Raw genomic sequence first — 17,562 nt, 5'->3', positions numbered from 1 at the left:
CGGGAGTGCTAGGACTTTAGCGGTTGAAGCGCAAGGCGGCACGCCCACCGGTCGCGCCCCTTGGGCTCCGCGTGTCAGCCGATCCCCGCCAGATGGGCGGTGTCGTTGAGGCGCAGCAGCTTCGCCGCGCGGTCGGTGAGGTCGAGCAGGGTCAGGTTGCACGGCTCCTGGGCGAGGCGCCAATAGCCGGAAAGAGGCAGGTCCAGGAGGTGGGCGAGCAGCACCCGGTTGACGCTGTCGTGGCCCACCACCACCACCGTTTGCTCGGGATGGCGGGCGAGCAGCATGCGGGTGAGGTCGGCCGCGCGCACCAGCAGGTCCTGCAACGCCTCGCCACCGGGAAAGCGCACCCGGTGCGGCGCCTCGAGCCACAGGGCATGGAGCGCCGGATCGGCGGCTTTGGCCTCCGCGTGGGTCTTCCATTGCCAAGCGCCGTAATCGATGTCGGCGAGGCCCTCCGCCACCGTCGCCGGGGCATTGGTGGCGCGGGCGATGCTGGCCCCGGTCGCCACGGCGCGGGCGAGGGGGCTGGTGTAGATCGCCGCCGGGCGGGCGTATGCGGCGATGGCGGCCGCCAGGGCTTCGGCCTGGGCCTCGCCCTGGGGCGACAGCGGCATGTCCATGCGGCCCCGGAACCGTTCCGGGGAGATCCCTTCCACTTGGCCGTGGCGTGTGAGAATCAGGCGCGGCACTGTGATGGCTCCCGTGGTCGTCTGGAATGTGGGTCGAGGTTAGGGAGGCTGGGCGAAGGCGGTGTGTCACCTTGCGCGGCGGGTGGCCACCACGGCGCCGCCGACAATGAAGGCGCAGGCGAGGGCCAACGCGGCCGTGGGCGCCGCATAGCCCGCCGCCACCAGCAGCAGGGTGGAGAGCACCGGCGCCGCATAGGAGGCGACCCCCAGGAGCCGCACGTCGCCCTTCTTCATGCCGATGTCCCAGGCATAAAAGGCGACCCCCACCGGCCCCACGCCCAATGCGATCACCGCCGCCCATTGGCGGGCATCCGCCGGCCACACCGTCTCTTCCCAGGCGAGGTGGCATAGGCCCGCCAGCAGTGCCGTGACCAGGCAGAAGCCCGCCACGGCCTGGGTCGGCACATCGGCGAAGCGGCGCGAGGCCACCGAATAGATGGCCCAGATGAAGGCGCAGGCGAATGCCGCCAGATAGCCCGGCACATAGCGCCCCTCGATGCCGCCAAAGCCGCCCTTGCCGACCAGCAGCACCACCGTTCCGGCAAAGCCCATGAGCGCGCCGAGCACATGGACGCGCTTCAGCCCGCCGCCGGGCAGGGTGGCGGACAGCAGCACGATGAGCAGCGGCCAGAGATAGTTGATGAGCCCGGCCTCCGCCGGCGGCGCCAGCTTCAGGGCGGCGAAATAGAGAAAATGATAGCCGAACAGCCCGCCCACCCCGTGCACATAGGCCATGGGCCGCTGAACCAGCACCTTGAGGCCCGAGAGGCCACCCCCGCCGGCGAGCGCCGCGCCGAGCCCCACCAGACCGCCGATGGCGAAGGTGAGGGCCGTGAGCAGGAAGGCCGGAACCTGCCCGGTGGCGGCGGTGAGCAGGGCCAGCGTCGCCCACAGCGCGATGGCGAGAAGACCGATGCGGGTGGCGGAGGCCGATGTCATGGCGGCAGCATCCAGGCGGAGCGTGGCCCCGGCAAGGGGTCGGGGCATTGTGGATTCACGGCGGCGGGCCGGGAGGGCGTCCGTCCGATTCTACGGAACACATGAGGCGAGGTCCGTGTCACCACCGGAACGCGTGTTCAAGTTCCGAGCCATTCCCGTTGCGGTGCGTCTTCGGGGGCCTTCCTTCGGCACCGGGCGGCGCGCCTTCGGTGGACCGGTCCGCTTCAGTCCACCAAAGGCGCGTGAAAAAGCTCTATGGCCCCAGAAGCTCGATCAGCGGCGGGATCAGCGGTGCGTCGGCGGGGGGCATGGCCAGCTCGCGCAGCTTGCCCGGCCGCACCCATCTGAGGTCCTGGTGTTCCTTGCGGGTCACGGGGCCTTCCCAGCGCCGGCAGATCCACAGGGGCATCAGCAGGTGGAAGCTCTCATAGGCGTGGCTGGCGAAGGTGAGGGGGGCCAGGCAGGCCTCCTTCACCGTGATGCCCAGCTCCTCGTTCAACTCGCGGATGAGGCTTTGCTCGGGCCGCTCGCCGGGTTCGATCTTGCCGCCCGGAAACTCCCACAGCCCGGCCAGCGCCTTGCCCTCCGGGCGCTGGGCCACCAGCACCCGGTTGTCGGCATCGATGAGCGCGCAGGCCACCACCAGGGTGAGCTTCACGAGCGGTAATCCCCGTTGATGGTGATGTATTCCTTGGTGAGGTCGCAGGTGAGCACCCGGTCCGAGCCGCGGCCGAGGCCGATGTCCACGGTGAGGTCGATCACCAGGTTCTTCATGTATTGGGAGACCACCGCCTCGTCATAATCGGGATCGCGCGCGCCCTCGTGGGCAACCCGGATGTCGCCGAAGGAGATGGAGAGCAGGTCGCGGTCGGCGGGCTCGCCGGCCTTGCCGACCGCCATCACCACGCGGCCCCAATTGGCGTCCTCGCCGGCGACCGCGGTCTTCACCAGCGGCGAATTGGCGATCGACATGGCGATGCGCCGCGCCGACTTCTTGGAAACGGCGCCGTTCACATGCACCCGCAGCAGCTTGCGGGCGCCCTCGCCATCGCGGGCCACCTGCTCGGCGAGATCGGCCAGAAGGTCGAACAGGGCGCGGCGGAACGCCTTGAGCCGCGGGTCGTCCACGTCCTTGATGCGCGGCGCGCCGCGCTCCTCGGCAACGCCGGTGGCGAACAGCAGCAGGGTATCGGAGGTGGAGGTGTCGCCGTCCACGGTGACGGCGTTGAAGGTGTCCTTCACCCCCTTGGAGAGCAGCTTTTGCAGCACGTCGGCGGCGATGGGGGCATCGGTGAAGACAAACGAGAGCATGGTCGCCATGTCGGGGGCGATCATGCCGGCGCCCTTGGCGATGCCGTTGATGCGCACCGGCACGTCGTCCAGCAGCACCTCGGCGGTGGCGAGCTTGGGGAAGGTGTCGGTGGTCATGATGGCGCGGGCGGCGTCCATCCAGGGATAATCCACCAGCCGTTCGGCGGCGTCGGTCAGGGCCGGCTCGAACTTGGTGGCGTCAAGGGGCTCGCCGATGACGCCGGTGGAGGCGAGGAACACCTCGCCCGGCTTGCAGCCGAGCTTCACCGCGGCGATCTCGGCGGTGAGCTTCACCGCCGCGCGGCCGTTCTTGCCGGTGAAGGCGTTGGCATTGCCGGAATTCACCACCAGCGCCCGCGCCTTGCCCTTCTTCAGGGCGTCGCGGCACCATTCCACCGGCGCCGAGGGGCACAGGGAACGGGTGGTCACACCGGCCACCGTGGTGCCCGGCACGAACGACATGACCAGCACGTCGGTGCGCCCCTGATAGCGGATGCCGGCGGCGGTCGTGGTGAGGGTCACGCCGGGCACGGGCTGAAGCTGGGGCACGAACTCGGGGGCAAGAGGCGAGATGGACGACGACATGAGGCGATCCCCGCAAGAGGCCCTCGCCAGAGGCCCGTCCCCCGCCGCGGCGGCGGAGCGGCACGGTCCTCCTGGAGCAGATGGGCCAAAGGCCCTGGTCATGGGCCCTGGAACCGGGGAACAGGCTTCGCCTTTCGACAAGCCGGCACCCGCGGCGCCCCTCGTGTGCCGCACCCGGCGGGCGCTGGCAAGGGGCGTGCGATCGGGGTGCCGGCTAAGGGAGGTCATGTCGCCCGCGTCCCGCCCTCGCGGGGCGCGCCGGGAGGGCGCCTCAAGCCACAGGCCCGTGAGTTCGACTCATGGGCCTGTGGTTCATCCCGCGCGGCGCTTGAGCCGACCTGCTTGGCGCCGGTCGAAGACCGGGGCCGATGGTCTCAGATGCGCGGGACGATGATGAGCCGTTCCACCGGCTTGCCGCCCAGGAGGTGGGACGACACGATCTCGTCGATGTCCTCCGGAGTCTTGGGCGTGTACCAGATGCCCTGGGGATAGACGACCATGATCGGCCCGGCCGAGCAGAAGCTGAGGCAGCCCGAGGCGGTCATGGCGATGTCGCGCCGCCCGGAGGCCTCCAGCTTCTTGCCCAGGCGATCCCACAAGGGCTGGGCGCCGTTGGCGCCGCACGAGCCGCGCGGATGCTGCGGCGGACGCTGGGTGAAGCAGCAGAACACATGGTGCGTGTAGACCTGGGGGATATCCAGGGCTTCGGCGCTTTCGGCAACGTCGGACATGGCGGCTCTTCGATTAGGGCTCCGGAGCTTGGAACCATTCAATTTTCGTGCCGCACGCGGTCCATTTGAGATACATCAAATTCTGCAGAGTGTTGAGGGATACCGTCGCCGGGACGGGCGCGCGGCCATTGGCGGCTTTGAGGGAAGTGCGACACGGGTCCGGTGCGTTCTTGTCCCCGTTTGCACGGGCTGGAACGCAAACGGCCGGACACTAGGCCCGGCCGTTCGCAGGGATGCGGGGCGCGAGGGCTCAGCGGCCGACGAACACCTCGTCGAGCTTGCCGCCGGAGGCGAACTGGTTCTTCTGGACCTTGTCCCAGCCACCGAACACCTCCTCCACCTTCAGCAGGCGCACGGGCGGGAACTGGTCCTTGTATTTCGCCGCGACCTCGGGGTTCACCACGCGATGATAGGCCTTGGCCGCCACCTCCTGGCCGGCGGGGGAATACAGGAACTCCAGATAGGCGGTGGCCGCCGGGCGCGAGCCGCGCTTGTCCACCACCTTGTCCACCACCGCCACCGGGAATTCCGCGAGGAGGCTCACCGAGGGCGCGACGGCCTCCAGCTTGCGGTCCGGATACAGATCCTTGATGGCGCGGGTCTCGGCCTCGAAGGTCACGAGCACGTCGCCGGTCTCACGCTCGACGAAGGTGGTGGTGGCGCCGCGTCCGCCGGTGTCGAACACAGGGACGTTGGCGAGCAGCTTCTTCACGAAGGCGTCGGCCTTGGCGGTATCGCCGTTGTTCTTTTCCAGCGCGTAGGCATAGGCGGCAAGATAGGTGTAGCGCGCGTTGCCGGAGGTTTTCGGGTTCGGGAAGATGACCTGCACGTCATCGCGCACCAGATCCGACCAGTCCTTGATGTTCTTCGGGTTGCCCGCACGCACCAGGAACGAGGGGAAGGAATAATAAGGCGAGGCGTTGTTGGGGAACTTCTTCTGCCAGTCCTTGGCGACGAAGCCGGCCTTGGCCAGGACATCGACGTCGGTCACCTGGTTGAAGGTCACAACGTCCGCGTCCAGACCTTCCAGAATGGCGCGAGCCTGCCGTGAGGAGCCGGCATGGCTCTGGTTCACGGTGAGCTGCTGGCCGGTCTTGTCCTTCCAGAACGGCACGAACAGCGCGTTCTCGGCGGCGAACAGCTCGCGGGCGATGTCGTAGGAGACGTTGAGCAGGGAATCCGGTCCGGGTGCCGGCTGCGCCGTCTGGGCGAATGCCGGCAGGGGCGCGCCGGCGATGGGGGCGGCAAGGGCGCCGGCAAGGGCGCCGGCGAGCACCGATGCGAGAAAGGCCCGGCGGTGGATCATGGATGGACTCCCAAAATCACATTTAAAATACGTTTTAAACCGTATTTCACTATCCATCCAGATAGCATGTGGAAATGGGCCTGTGAACTACCCTGCATCACCTATCGTTATTGTTGAGAAAGCGGCGCGCCGCGCGCCGGCGCCAGGAGGGGCCTCTTCCGGTCATCGCGCCTGTTGCGGCTCGGCCTTTTCGGTTGCCCGGTCGGCGGAGGCCAGCGGGCCGGCGGCGGTGGTGTCCCGGTCCTCGTGGGCGAGGTTGCGGAAATGGCCCTTGGCCTGGAGGATGGCGAGCAGCGCGAGGCCCGGCAGCCCGGCGATGGCGGTGATGATGAAGAACACCGGCCAGCCGGTGGCTTCGGCGACGTAGCCGCCGCCCGAGGCGAGGAAGGTGCGGCCCACGGCGGTGAGGGCGGTCAACAGGGCATATTGGGTGGCGGTGTGGGCGCGGGCGCCGCACAGGGCCGAGAGATAGGCGACGAAGATCACCGTGCCGATGGCGCCGGTGAAATTCTCCACCACGATGGTGGCGGTGAGCGCCGGCACGCTGACGCCGATCATGGCCTGGGCGGTGAAGGCGAGATTGGAGAGGATCTGCAACAGGCCGCCCACCCACAGGCAGGTGGCGAGCGGCAGGGCGCGGGCGATGAAGCCGCCGGCAAACCCGCCGAGCAGGGCTGCGCCGAGGCCCACCCCCTTCACGATGCCCGCATAGGTGGCCTTGTCGAAGCCGATGGAGATGACGAACGGCGCGGTCAGCACGCCGGCGAAGGCGTCGCAGAATTTGTAGAGCAGCACGAACAGCAGGATGGTCACCGCCTGATCCCGCGCCAGGAATTCGCTGAAGGCCCCGACCGCCGTGGACATCACCCGGGCCACGGCCCCCACCCCTTCCTCACGCACGGGGGCGGTGGGCTCGCGGGCCATGAGGGTCGCGATCATGCCCACCGCCACGAACGCGGCGGCGGCCACATAGCCCCAGAACCACACGTCGGCCCGCGTCACGCCGCGCAGCTCCAGATAGGCCACGAGCGCGATCACGCCCGCCCCCGACACCAGCATGCCGATGCGGTAGGCGGCCACATAGCCGGCCATGCCCGCCGCCTGCTCGGAGGTGTCGAGCCGCTCCACGCGGAACGCGTCCACGACGATGTCCTGGGTCGCGGAGAGGGTCGCCACCAGCAGCGCGCCGAGGGCCACCATGAACGGGGAGGCGAGCGGGTTTTGCAGGCCGAGGAACAGGATGCCCGCCATTAGCGCGATCTGGGTCGCCATCAGCCAGCCCCGTCGCCGCCCGAGCAGGCGCGAGAGCACCGGAACGTCGAGCGCGTCCACCAGGGGCGCCCAGAGGAATTTGAGGGTGTAGGGCAGCCCCACGAGGGAAAACAGGCCGATGCTGCCGAGGCTGACCCCCGATTCGGTCATCCATACCGACAATGTGGTGCCCGTGAGCGCCAGCGGCAGGCCGGACGAGAAGCCCAGCAGAATCACCACCAGCACGCTGGGGCGCGCATAGACGGAGAGGGCATCGAGAAGGGAGCGCCGCGCCACGGGCGTCGGGGAGGCGGTGTCGTCGCTCATGCTGGGGTCCCGCGAAATCCCGGTCGGTTGACCCACCCGGAACGGCTGGCCGCCGGGCGGTGGCGGGGGATATCCATGGTCCTTCCGCCTTCGGCGGCAGTGAACATCAGGCGCGTTAAGAAAACGCCTGCGCCCGGCGCGGCACCACCCGCCCGCCGGCGGCCGCGGGAATCAGGCCTGTGCGGGAATCAGGCCTGGGGCTGGGTCCACAGGCCGGTTTCCACCTTGGACACGGCGATCACCGCCTGGGTGCGGCTTTCGACCCCGAGCTTCTGCAGGATGGCGGAGACGTGGGCCTTCACCGTGGCCTCGGATACCGAAAGCTCATAGGCGATCTGCTTGTTGAGGCGGCCTTCCGCCAGCATCATCAGCACCCGCACCTGTTGCGGCGTCAGGGTGGCGAGGCGGGCGATGATGAGGTCGGCCTCCCCGTCGCTGCTCGCGCCCAGGGTGATGTCCGGCGGCACGAAGGCCTCGCCCTTGAGCACGTCGGCGATGGCGTCGCGCATCTGCCGGGTGTCCATGGTCTTGGGAATGAAGCCCGAGGCGCCGAGATCGAGGCAGCGGCGGATCACCGCCGGCTCCTCGTTGCCCGAGACCACCACCACCGGCAGGGCCGAATATTGGGCGCGCAGATAGATGAGGCCCGAGAAGCCACGCGCGCCCGGCATGGTGAGATCCAGCAGGACCAGGTCGAACTCGGCGTCGTTCTCCAGCAGGGCGGTGAGCGCGTCGAAGGTTCCCACTTCCAGGATGGTGGCGCGCGGGTGATGGCTCAGCACCGCCTCTTTCAGGGCGCCGCGAAACAGGGGATGGTCGTCGGCAACGACGAGGCGCAAATCACTTCCAGCGGCTTCTCCCAATTCATCCTCCCTGGAAGCTTCTGCGTTTTGGCCTGATCCCGGATACATTCTTCCGCGCCCTGCGCCGCCCGCGCAACGAATCGCCGTTGGAGATCATCGATCCATGGCGAAGCTGTGGCAAGCGTATGCCTCAAGTTGTAGCGTGACCGATAAATGACATAACAATCTCGCGTTGGTGTTGGCTGGTTCTATGCTCGATTAAGTAGAGTCCTTGCCATGTGCCCAGAACCAGCCGACGGTCGCTCACCGGGATGCTGACGCCGACCCCCGTGATGAGGGTGCGGACGTGCGCCGGCATGTCGTCCGGCCCCTCCGTGTCATGCACCCATCCGGCCCCCTGTGGCGCCAGCCGGTCGAGGGCCGTCAGCAGGTCGCGCCGCACGTCAGGGTCAGCATTTTCCTGGATGGTGAGGGATGCGGACGTATGCCGACAGAAGGCGGTGAACACCCCGGAGCGGGCGCCGATTTCGGTGAGGAAGGCGCTCGCCTCGCGGGTGATGTCGGTGAAGCCCTCGCCCCGCGTCGCCACCGTGAGCCGGCTTTCGGCGTGGGTGTCGACGGGGCTGAGGCGCGCTGGGGTACGGTCGAGACGGAACATGGCGACATACCTGTACTGCGTTGATCGCGGGTCTGTATTGCCTCGCGGCGCGGGGCCTGCAACCTTGGCCGTCGCCCGGCGGCGGACCCGCAGCATGTCACCGCCCGAAACAGGACCTACCGAGCAGGACCTCTCCATGTCGAAACTTATCCTCGATTCCGCGGTGTTCGCGGACTCCGCCGTCGCCACCGACACGCGCATGGTGAACGATGCCATCGTCAAGGCGATGCTGGCGGTGCCGGATCGCTGGTCGGTGCCGCTGCCGCAGGTGCGGGCGGCCCGGATCTCGGGCAAGGGGGCCTTCCCCCTGCCGCCCGAGAGCCCGCGCGCCCATGTGGAGGCTCTTTCCGGACCCCGCGGCCCGATTCCGGTGCGAATCCTGATGCCGGACGGCGCGCCCAAGGGAGTCTATCTCCACATCCACGGCGGTGGCTGGACCCTGGGTTCGGCTCGGGAAAATGAGAACCTCACCGATCGCATCGCCGCGCGCTGCGGGCTGGCGGTGGTGTCGGTGGATTATCGCCTGGCGCCCGAGGAGCCCTATCCCGCCGGCCCGGACGATTGCGAAGCGGCCGCCTTGTGGCTGGTGAAGGAAGCGCACAACCGCTTCGGCACCACGCGCCTCGCCATCGGCGGCGAATCGGGTGGGGCGACGCTCGCCGTCACCACCCTGGTGCGCCTGCGCGACCGCCACGGCATCACCCCGTTCTCGGCGGCGAACCTCACCGCCGGCTGCTACGACCTGCGCCTGACGCCCTCGGTGCGCAACTGGGGCGACCTGCCGCTCGTCATCAATCGCAGCGACGTGGAGCGGTTCGTGGAAGGCTACCTGCGCCTGGAAGGCCGTGCCGGCGACCCGGACGTGTCGCCGCTGCTCGCCAACCTGAGGGGGCTGCCCAAGGCGCTGTTCACGGTGGGCACGCGCGACCCGCTCCTCGACGACACTCTGTTCATGGCCAATGCCTGGCTCGCCGCCGGCAATGATGCGGCACTCGATGTCTATCCGGGCGGATGCCATGTCTTCATCGGCTTCCCCGGCACCCTCACCGATCAGGCCCTGAAGAAGGCGGACGCCTTCCTGTCCGACTTCTGACGGGCGCGCACGCGAAAAAGTGCCTCTCCAGGCCGATCTACAGCGTCTCGCTCTGGTCGGGGGCGCGCAGCTCGTCGATCATCTGCCGGAGGCGACGGTAGATCTGGCTGGCGTAGTCGAATGCCCGGTCGATCTGCGAGGGGTCCGGCGCGGCCTGCGGCGGCGTGCCCGGCGCGGGGGGCGTTTCGCCCGGCCTGGTCGCGCCCGGCGTCGTGCCGGCCTGCTTCAGGGTCGCGATTTCGGCCTGAAGCCGGGCGATCTCCGCTTCGTAGGCATCGCGGGTGTCGGGCACGGCGACGCAGGTGAAGCCCGCGCCGTCCCTCGTGCACAGGGAGACGTGCCCGGTCTGCGTGTCGAGCTTCAGGGCGCCGCCTTCCACCGGCGCGAGCGTGAAGCGCGGTGGCGCGCCATCGCTCGCGGCGCGGGCGGTGCCTGCGACCAGGGGAAGCCCCGCCGCGCCGAGGGCGAGGAGGGCGAGCACGGCGGGGCGGGCGAGCATCGTCATGGTGTCTCCTGGGCGGTGTCGCCGGGCTGTTTATCCTGGGGGACACCTGGGCGGTGTCCCCCAGGAGGGGCGGGGGCCGGTGGGACGGCGTGACTTTCCGCTGTGATCGGGGCCGAACCACGGCGCGCCGGTTCTTCCTGCCGCCGGCTCAACCGATGTCGGAGCGGAACGGCGCGCGCCCGCTGGCAAGGGCATCATCCAGAAGCCCGATGCGATCCTGGCCCCAGAAGATTTCTCCATCGAGCACATAGGCCGGTGCGCCGAACACGTCGGCGGCGATGGCCTTGGCGCGATTGTCGAGATAGGCGGCGGATGCGGCCTCGCCCGTCGCCGCCGCCACGAGCGCGGCGCCGGGCAGGCCGGCGGCATCCGCCACCGTGGCCACCACGGCCGGGTCGGCAAGGTCCTGCTGGAGCTGCCACACGGCGGAGAACAGGCCCGGCAGCAGGCGCTCGATCTCAAGGCCCGCCTGGAGGGCCGCGATGACGGTGCGGTCGGCAAGGGCGGGGTCGAACGGCCAGAAGGCGGGGTGGATGTGGAAGTCGATGCCGCGCTTCACCCGCCAGCGCTGGAGCTCCACGATGCGATAATGCTGGCGCTGGGGCGCCCGCTGGGCCAGCGGCAGGCCGCCGGTTTCGGCGAAGACCGGCCCCAGGGCGACCGGATGGAACGCGACCTTCGCCCCGTGCTGCGCCGCCACCGCCATGAAAGGGGCATGGCCGATGAAGCTCCAGGGGCTGATGGTGGAGAAATAATAGTCGATGCGCCGCTGCATGGTGTCCTCCCGAGGTTGCTTATAGCAGCAGGGCGCGTGATGCCCATGGGGGGGAGGGTCGTGGAGGTCGCTCGGCCCCGCCGGTCGGCCGGGGCCAAGCGCGGCGCTTGACAGACCCGGCGTGTGGCGGTCCATGCTGCGCGTCAGGCGCGTGCCGCGTCTCGATGGGAAATGGCATGACCGATCGCACATCCATCGTCGACCGTCTCTTTGCCCTGAGGGCCGATCTCGCCGGGAAGACCGGTGGGGCCGCTGCTCCGTCGCAGGCGACGCCCGATCCAGCCGCCCGAAGGATCGAGCCGGACGCCGCAAAAGAGGCGGGCCCGCCGCCCGCCCTGGGCACGAACGCGGCGGACATCCAGGCGGCCGGGACATGGGTGAAGGCACATCCGCTCGCGAGCGTGGGGCTGTGCCTGCTGGCGGGGGTGCTCGTCGGCGGCGTGTGGACACGGGGCAGAGAACGGGGCGCGGGACGATGACAGATCTGGATACCCTGGTGCGGAATGTGCGCGTGCTGCTGCGGGCCGACCTCATCATCGCCGAGATCCACCTGCGTCAGGTGGCCACCAAGTCCGGCTTCTATGCCGTGGCCGGCGTGGTCGGCGGGTTCGGCCTGGTGATGCTGGGCATCGCCGGCTTCCTCGCCCTCGAAACCCTTTATGGCCCCATCCTCGCCGCCATCATCACCGGGGGCGGGGCGCTGGTGCTGGCGGTGCTGCTCGCCCTCATTGCGGCGCAGGTGAAGCCGGGGCGGGAGCTGGGCCTCGCCAATGAGGTGCACGCCGCAGCCCTTGCGGCGGTGAACAACGACCTTCAGGTGGCGGGCGCGGGCGTGTCGCGGCTCGCCGCCTTCGTGCGCAACCCCCTCGACAGCGCGTTGCCGGCGGTGGTGCTGACGCTGCTCAACACGCTGTTGAAGGGTTTCCGCAGGAAAGAGTGAGCCCGCGCGCCGTCTTCGCGTGGACCGTCCGCGTGCGGGACTTCGCCGGCGCGGCCGGGCGCAGCCCGTGGGCCTGGCGCAACGGGATGCGGGCGTTCGCCCCAAGCCCTGAGCGTGCCCTGATCTTGCCTAAGCCGTGATCTTGCCCAAGCCCTGACCTTGCCCAAGCCTTGCCCTTGACCCGGGCATCGCGCTGCGGCACCCCGAGGTGTGCCGCCGTGCAATCCTGGGCGGACCTTGCGAGGATGCCCGATGACCGACACGCTGCCATGCCCTAGTGCGCCGCAGACCTCCGGTGCGGGCTCTGCCCCCGAAGCCACGATACCCTCCAGCTCGGCCACCCCCGCCACCCCGGCCACGCCGGACCCATCCGCGCCCCGCTGCCCGGTGGCCCATGGCGCCGCGTTCGAAGGGGTGCGGTCCCCCGCCATACCTCCCGCCACGGCGCGGGACGGCACCCAGCCGGTGATGCTGCTGACCGGCGCGTCCCGTGGCATCGGCCATGCCACGGTGAAGCTGTTTTCGGCCGCCGGCTGGCGGGTCCTCACCTGTTCGCGCCACGCGTTTCCGGACAAGTGCCCCTGGGGCGCTGGGCCGGAGGATCATTTGCAGGTGGATTTGTCGAGCCCCGCCAGCACGCTGGAGGCCATCGCGGAGGTGAAGCGACGCCTGCCCGATGGGGCGCTCCATGCCCTGGTCAACAACGCGGCCATCTCCCCCAAGGGTGAGGGCGGCTCGCGCCTCGGTACGCTGGACACGAACCTGGAGACCTGGGTGGACGTGTTCCAGGTGAATTTCTTCGCCCCCATCATCCTGGCGCGGGGGCTGGCGGCGGAGCTGGAGAAGGCGCAGGGCAGCGTGGTGAATGTCACCTCCATCGCCGGCTCGCGGGTGCATCCGTTCGCCGGGGCGGCCTATGCCACCTCCAAGGCGGCGCTGGCCGCGCTGACGCGGGAGATGGCGTCCGATTTCGGGCGGCGGGGGATCCGGGTGAATGCCATCGCGCCCGGCGAGATCGATACCGCCATCCTGTCGCCGGGCACCGAGAAGATCGTGGCGCAGATTCCCCTGCAGCGCCTGGGCACGCCTGATGAGGTGGCCAAGATCATCTATGTGCTGTGCTCGGACATCTCGTCCTATCTCAACGGCGCCGAGATCCACATCAACGGCGGACAGCACGTCTGACGCCACCCGCCCTCGCCTTCGATCGAGGGGCGGGCGGCGTGGCTCACGCGCCGCCCGCGCTTGACCGCAGGCCGCTGCCTGCGGGGCGCGCCGGTGCGCGCGGGGCACGAAAAAACCCCTCGTCCGATGGAGCGAGGGGTTTTCGTCGGCTGGGCGACGCCGTGGGGCGCCGCCATTGATCTGGAGGCGGTCCAGGCCGCCTGTTGGGCTCAGGCCGCTTGCTGCGTTCAGGCCGCCTGCTTCTTGGGCTGCACTTCGGCCGTGTAGGCGTCCATGAGCTGGTGGGTGATGCCCGACGGCGTGAAGTGCCAGTCGGCGATCGCGCCCACCGGCGTCACCTCGGCGGCGGTACCGGTCACGAAGCATTCGGTGAAGGTCGCCAGCTCCTCGGGCTTGATGTGGCGCTCGACCACCTCGATGCCGTGACGGCGGGCCAGCTCGATCACCGTCTTGCGGGTGATGCCGTTCAGGAAGCAGTCGGCGACCGGGGTATGGATCACGCCGTCCTTCACGAAGAAGATGTTGGCGCCGGTGCACTCGGCCACGAACCCGCGATAATCGAGCATCATGGCGTCGGCGAAGCCGCGCCGCTCGGCCCGGTGCTTGGAGATGGTGCAGATCATGTAGAGGCCGGCGGCCTTGGCCGTGCAGGGGATGGTTGCCGGGTCGGGACGGCGGTATTCCGCAAGGTCGAGCCGGAGGCCCTTCAGGCGCTGCTCGGGGTCGAAATAGCTCGGCCATTCCCACACCGCGATGGCGAGGTGCACCTTGTTGTGCTGGGCGGCGACGCCCATGGTCTCGCTGCCGCGCCAGGCGACCGGGCGGACATAGGCCTCGGTGAGGTTGTTCTTCTCAAGCGTCGCTTTCTTGGCGGCGGCGATCTCGGTCATGGAATAGGGGATCGTGAAGTCCAGGAGCTCGGCGGAATGGCGCAGGCGCTCCGCGTGCTCGATGGATTTGAAGATCTCGCCGCCATAGGCGCGCTCGCCCTCGAACACGGTGCTGGCATAATGCAGGCCATGGGAGAGCACATGCAGCTTGGCGTCCGCCCACGGCACGAAGGCGCCGTCGTACCAGATCCAGCCGTCGCGCTGATCGAAGGGGACACCGGGTGCACTCATGTTCTTCGCTCCTTTTCCGGCCGCGTCGTCCGCGCGGCTTCCTCCCGCGTCGTCCGCCGAAGGCATGGCCTTCTCGGCCTGATGCCTTTGCAGCGCTCGTTCGCGGGAATATCTTTACGCCGGCTCCAAAGCATGGCAACCGGCCTGTCATGTCGCGAAAGGATCGATCACCTTCTTGCTCGACGGCGACCGATCATTTCGCGAAACTGGTTTTCTAAGTAACGATCGCATCGAAAAAGTCAATATGGCTGACATAAACACCGCTCTCGCGCCGGCTGATCCCGCTGCGCGCACCGGGTCGGACGAGGTCCGGGACGGTGTGCCTCTGGTGGATCTGATCGAGCTTTTATTCTTTGCTTACAGGGACTTCGTCGGAGATCCCGACGAGATCCTCGCGCCCATCGGCTTCGGCCGGGCTCACCACCGTGTGATCCACTTCGTGAATCGCAACCCCGGTATGCGTGTCGCGGACCTGCTCGACATCCTCCAGATCACCAAGCAGAGCCTTGGCCGGGTGCTGCGCGAGCTGGTGGACGGGGGCTTCGTGGAGAGCCGGGCCGGGGCCTCCGACCGTCGCCAGCGTCTTTTGTATCCGACCGAGAAGGCCGAGCAGCTCGCCCGCGACTTCGTCGGCATCCAGAGCCGGCGCATCGCCCGCGCCCTCGACGCCTGCGGGCCGGGTTCCGAGGAAACGGTGCGCCGCTTTCTTCTCGCCATGATCGATCCTGAGGATCGCGCGTCCGTGGAGCGCCTGATTCAGCGGGCCGACCGCGCACGCCGGGCGCGTGGCGGCTGAGCGGGCGGCCGGTCGGGCTTGACGCCGGCGGCTTGCGCCGTGCACAGCCGGGGCGAGGCACGGCCAGCCGCCGCGCGGGCCGGGCCTGGGACGGCACGAACATGTGGGGAGCGCCGTGATGTCCGATCCGACCATCGAGACCAGCCCTGATCCGCGGGCCGTGCCGCAATTGCCGGACGACGTGCCTCACCTTTTGGTGGTGGACGACGACAATCGCATCCGTACCCTGCTCTCGCGCCTGCTGATCGAGAACGGTTACCGCGTCACCACCGCCGCCAACGCCGCCGAGGCGCGCGGCCGGCTGGAAGGCCTCACCTTCGATCTGCTGGTGCTGGACGTGATGATGCCCGGCGAGAGCGGGCTCGACCTTGCCCGCGCCCTGCGCGAGACCTCGGCGGTGCCGATCCTGATGCTGACCGCCCGTGCCGAGACCGAGGACCGCATCACCGGCCTCGAGGCGGGGGTGGACGACTATCTGGCCAAGCCGTTCGAGCCCCGCGAGCTGCTGCTGCGCATCGGCTCCATCCTGAAGCGGGCGCTGCCGGCGCCGCAGAAGGCCATCGAGAGCGTGCGCTTCGGCGATTTCATCTTCCATCTGGAGCGCGGCGAATTGTCCCGTGAGGGCGAGATCGTGCGTCTGACCGAGCGCGAGCGCGACATGCTGCGCACCCTGGCGGAGGAGCCCGGCGAGACGGTGCCGCGCCTGGCCCTGGCGGGTGGCGGCGCCACCAGCGAGCGGGCCGTGGATGTGCAGGTGAACCGCCTGCGCCGCAAGCTGGAGCGCGACCCGGCCAATCCGATCTACCTGCAGACCGTGCGTGGCATCGGCTATCGGCTGGTGGTTACCCCTTGAGCCTGGTGCACTGCAGCCTGTCGGGCCTTGGTCGCGCGGTCGGTTTCCTGCGCGAGGCGAACCACCGTTTTGCCCAATGGTTCAACCGGGTGACGCCGAAGGGGCTCTACCCGCGCTCGCTGCTCATCATCGTGACGCCCATGGTGCTGCTGCAATCGGTGGTAGCGTTCGTGTTCATGGAGCGCCACTACAACACGGTGACGCGCCGGCTGTCGGCGGCCGTCAGCCAGGACATTTCGGCGGTGGTGGCGCTTTACGGCGCCCTGCCCGCCACCGATGACCATGCCCTCCTGCGGCGCATCGCCTGGCGCGACCTTCAGCTCAACGTGGCGGTGTTGGCTCCCGATCCGCTGCCGCCGCCAGGGCCCAAGCCCTTCTTTTCCGTGCTCGACAGCGCCTTGTCCCGCGAGATCGGGCAAAAGGTGAGCCGGCCGTTCTGGATCGACACGGTGGGCCGCTCCAACCTGATCGAGGTGCGGGTGAAGATGGATGACGCGGTGCTGCGCATCTTCGCCCAGCGCAACACCGCCTATGCCTCCAACTCCCACATCTTCCTTCTGTGGATGGTGGGCACCTCGCTGGTGCTGCTCACCGTGGCCATCTTGTTCCTGCGCAACCAGATCCGGCCCATCGAAAATCTGGCGGACGCGGCCGAGGCGTTCGGCAAGGGGCGGGACGTGGAGAATTTCCGGCCCCGCGGCGCGCGGGAGGTGCGGCGGGCGTCGGTGGCGTTCCTGGAGATGAAGCGGCGCATCGAGCGGCAGATCGAGCAGCGCACCACCATGCTGGCGGGTGTCTCCCATGACATGCGCACCATCCTGACGCGCTTCAAGTTGGAGCTGGCCTTCCTGCCGGACAATGCCGACACCGCCGCCCTCAAGAAGGACGTGGATGAACTCCAGGGCATGTTGGAGGCCTATCTTGCCTTCGCTCGCGGTGATCCGGGCGAGCAGACCTCGCTCACCGACATGGGGGCCCTCATCGAGGATCTGCGGCAGAATGCGGAGCGCGACGGCGCCACCGCGCGCGCAAGCTTCATGGGGCCGCCGCTGGTGGAGGTGAAGGGCGAGCAATTGAAGCGCTGCATCGGCAATCTCGTGAACAATGCGGTGCGCCATGCGGACACGGTCGAGATCTCCGGCACCCGCGACGCCCGCTGGCTGATCGTGAACGTGGACGACGACGGGCCGGGCATTCCGGAGGCCAAGCGCGACGAGGTGTTCCGTCCGTTCCTGCGGCTCGACGATGCGCGCAACCAGGACGAGGGCGGTTCCGGCCTCGGCCTTGCCATTGCCCGCGACGTGGCGCGCACCCATGGCGGCGACATCGTTCTCGCCGACAGTCCCCTCGGCGGCCTGCGCGCAACGGTGCGCATCCCGGTGTGAAGGCCCGGCGGGTGGCGGCCGATCCCCGCGCGGATCGGCCACGCTCGCGCTGCGTCACCCGGACGCGATGGCGGGGCGGGGAAAAGGGCCTGATTCGGTATGCGCCCGTACGCCCGCGCTTTCCGTCCCCTGTTTTGGGCCGCTTGCCTTCACAATTGCACACGGCAACGACTTTCGGAGGGGGGAGCGACCTTGCGGAGCCTAGACGCGGGCATCAAAAGCGCTAAGTTCTCGCCCGCCCGCGGATCAGCGCTCCGCGGGCGATGAAACCGCCGTGTCGAGTCGTCCCGAGCTTCCCACTCCGGT

At 68.8% G+C, this 17,562-nt stretch carries 19 protein-coding genes; 7 read left to right on the top strand and 12 right to left on the bottom strand.

From position 1 onward, the window contains the following. Nucleotides 1-74: 74 nt before the first annotated feature. From HUW53_RS01725 to HUW53_RS01685, 9 genes are all read right to left on the bottom strand, one after another. Nucleotides 75-692 (bottom strand): histidine phosphatase family protein, encoded by a 618-nt coding sequence (locus tag HUW53_RS01725; RefSeq protein WP_237344012.1) that lies wholly within the window; start codon nt 690-692, stop codon nt 75-77. A gap of 66 nt (nt 693-758) precedes the next feature. Then, entirely contained in the window at nt 759-1,631 is an 873-nt protein-coding gene (gene yddG / locus HUW53_RS01720) for an aromatic amino acid exporter YddG (RefSeq protein WP_237344011.1), read from the bottom strand. Between the two features lie 253 nt (nt 1,632-1,884). Next, the gene (locus HUW53_RS01715) at nt 1,885-2,289 is read right to left on the bottom strand and encodes a (deoxy)nucleoside triphosphate pyrophosphohydrolase (RefSeq protein WP_237344010.1); all 405 of its coding nucleotides are present in this window, start codon (nt 2,287-2,289) and stop codon (nt 1,885-1,887) included. After that, nucleotides 2,286-3,527: a bifunctional glutamate N-acetyltransferase/amino-acid acetyltransferase ArgJ gene (argJ, locus tag HUW53_RS01710; RefSeq protein WP_237344009.1), complete on the bottom strand. Its 1,242-nt coding sequence runs from the start codon at nt 3,525-3,527 to the stop codon at nt 2,286-2,288. The genes HUW53_RS01715 and argJ overlap by 4 nt, the downstream gene beginning before the upstream one ends. Before the next feature lie 374 nt (nt 3,528-3,901). After that, nucleotides 3,902-4,258, bottom strand: coding sequence for a (2Fe-2S) ferredoxin domain-containing protein (locus HUW53_RS01705; RefSeq protein WP_237344008.1), 357 nt, complete (start codon nt 4,256-4,258; stop codon nt 3,902-3,904). Between the two features lie 250 nt (nt 4,259-4,508). Further along, nucleotides 4,509-5,564 (bottom strand): sulfate ABC transporter substrate-binding protein, encoded by a 1,056-nt coding sequence (locus tag HUW53_RS01700; protein WP_237344007.1) that lies wholly within the window; start codon nt 5,562-5,564, stop codon nt 4,509-4,511. Between the two features lie 162 nt (nt 5,565-5,726). Continuing rightward, on the bottom strand, nt 5,727-7,142 hold the full coding sequence (locus tag HUW53_RS01695; protein WP_237344006.1) for an AmpG family muropeptide MFS transporter: 1,416 nt from the start codon (nt 7,140-7,142) through the stop codon (nt 5,727-5,729). Nucleotides 7,143-7,330: 188 nt separating this feature from the next. After that, entirely contained in the window at nt 7,331-8,005 is a 675-nt protein-coding gene (locus tag HUW53_RS01690) for a LuxR C-terminal-related transcriptional regulator (protein ID WP_237344005.1), read from the bottom strand. Nucleotides 8,006-8,135: 130 nt separating this feature from the next. Next, nucleotides 8,136-8,603 carry a secondary thiamine-phosphate synthase enzyme YjbQ gene (locus HUW53_RS01685; RefSeq protein WP_237344004.1) on the bottom strand — a complete coding sequence of 156 codons (468 nt, stop codon included), beginning with the start codon at nt 8,601-8,603 and terminating at the stop codon, nt 8,136-8,138. 136 nt (nt 8,604-8,739) lie between these two features. Between HUW53_RS01685 and HUW53_RS01680 the strand changes: the two genes are divergently transcribed. Then, entirely contained in the window at nt 8,740-9,696 is a 957-nt protein-coding gene (locus HUW53_RS01680; protein ID WP_237344003.1) for an alpha/beta hydrolase, read from the top strand. A gap of 37 nt (nt 9,697-9,733) precedes the next feature. Here HUW53_RS01680 and HUW53_RS01675 read toward each other — a convergent pair whose 3' ends face one another. Both HUW53_RS01675 and HUW53_RS01670 read right to left on the bottom strand, forming a co-directional pair. Beyond that, a complete protein-coding gene (locus HUW53_RS01675; protein ID WP_237344002.1) occupies nt 9,734-10,201 on the bottom strand; it encodes a hypothetical protein in 468 nt (155 codons plus the stop codon). 148 nt (nt 10,202-10,349) lie between these two features. Further along, nucleotides 10,350-10,976 carry a 2-hydroxychromene-2-carboxylate isomerase gene (locus tag HUW53_RS01670; RefSeq protein WP_237344001.1) on the bottom strand — a complete coding sequence of 209 codons (627 nt, stop codon included), beginning with the start codon at nt 10,974-10,976 and terminating at the stop codon, nt 10,350-10,352. A gap of 176 nt (nt 10,977-11,152) precedes the next feature. On the opposite strand from HUW53_RS01670, the gene HUW53_RS01665 reads away from it, so the two are divergent. From HUW53_RS01665 to HUW53_RS01655, 3 genes are all read left to right on the top strand, one after another. Further along, complete coding sequence (locus HUW53_RS01665; RefSeq protein ID WP_237344000.1) at nt 11,153-11,455, top strand: hypothetical protein; 303 nt, start codon at nt 11,153-11,155, stop codon at nt 11,453-11,455. Next, nucleotides 11,452-11,916: a hypothetical protein gene (locus HUW53_RS01660; RefSeq protein WP_237343999.1), complete on the top strand. Its 465-nt coding sequence runs from the start codon at nt 11,452-11,454 to the stop codon at nt 11,914-11,916. The genes HUW53_RS01665 and HUW53_RS01660 overlap by 4 nt, the downstream gene beginning before the upstream one ends. Nucleotides 11,917-12,384: 468 nt before the next feature. Further along, the gene (locus HUW53_RS01655; RefSeq protein ID WP_237344136.1) at nt 12,385-13,101 is read left to right on the top strand and encodes an SDR family NAD(P)-dependent oxidoreductase; all 717 of its coding nucleotides are present in this window, start codon (nt 12,385-12,387) and stop codon (nt 13,099-13,101) included. A 227-nt stretch (nt 13,102-13,328) separates the two neighbouring features. Here the strand turns inward: HUW53_RS01655 and HUW53_RS01650 are convergent, their stop codons facing one another. Beyond that, nucleotides 13,329-14,222, bottom strand: a complete 894-nt coding sequence (locus HUW53_RS01650; protein ID WP_237343998.1) for a branched-chain amino acid aminotransferase — start codon at nt 14,220-14,222, stop codon at nt 13,329-13,331. A gap of 244 nt (nt 14,223-14,466) precedes the next feature. Here HUW53_RS01650 and HUW53_RS01645 point away from each other — a divergent pair, with 244 nt between their 5' ends. The 3 genes from HUW53_RS01645 (at nt 14,467) to HUW53_RS01635 (ending at nt 17,256) form a co-directional block, all read left to right on the top strand. Next, nucleotides 14,467-15,018: a MarR family winged helix-turn-helix transcriptional regulator gene (locus HUW53_RS01645; RefSeq protein ID WP_237344135.1), complete on the top strand. Its 552-nt coding sequence runs from the start codon at nt 14,467-14,469 to the stop codon at nt 15,016-15,018. A 118-nt stretch (nt 15,019-15,136) separates the two neighbouring features. Then, nucleotides 15,137-15,871 carry a response regulator gene (locus tag HUW53_RS01640; RefSeq protein WP_237343997.1) on the top strand — a complete coding sequence of 245 codons (735 nt, stop codon included), beginning with the start codon at nt 15,137-15,139 and terminating at the stop codon, nt 15,869-15,871. Continuing rightward, on the top strand, nt 15,868-17,256 hold the full coding sequence (locus tag HUW53_RS01635; protein ID WP_370877807.1) for an ATP-binding protein: 1,389 nt from the start codon (nt 15,868-15,870) through the stop codon (nt 17,254-17,256). The genes HUW53_RS01640 and HUW53_RS01635 overlap by 4 nt, the downstream gene beginning before the upstream one ends. Nucleotides 17,257-17,562: the final 306 nt, after the last annotated feature.

Origin of the sequence: Xanthobacter agilis, from assembly GCF_021730435.1 — a bacterium.
GTDB lineage: Bacteria > Pseudomonadota > Alphaproteobacteria > Rhizobiales > Xanthobacteraceae > Xanthobacter > Xanthobacter agilis.
Note: the sequence above shows the minus strand (reverse complement) of the source record. Positions and strands in the feature narration are given on the sequence as shown.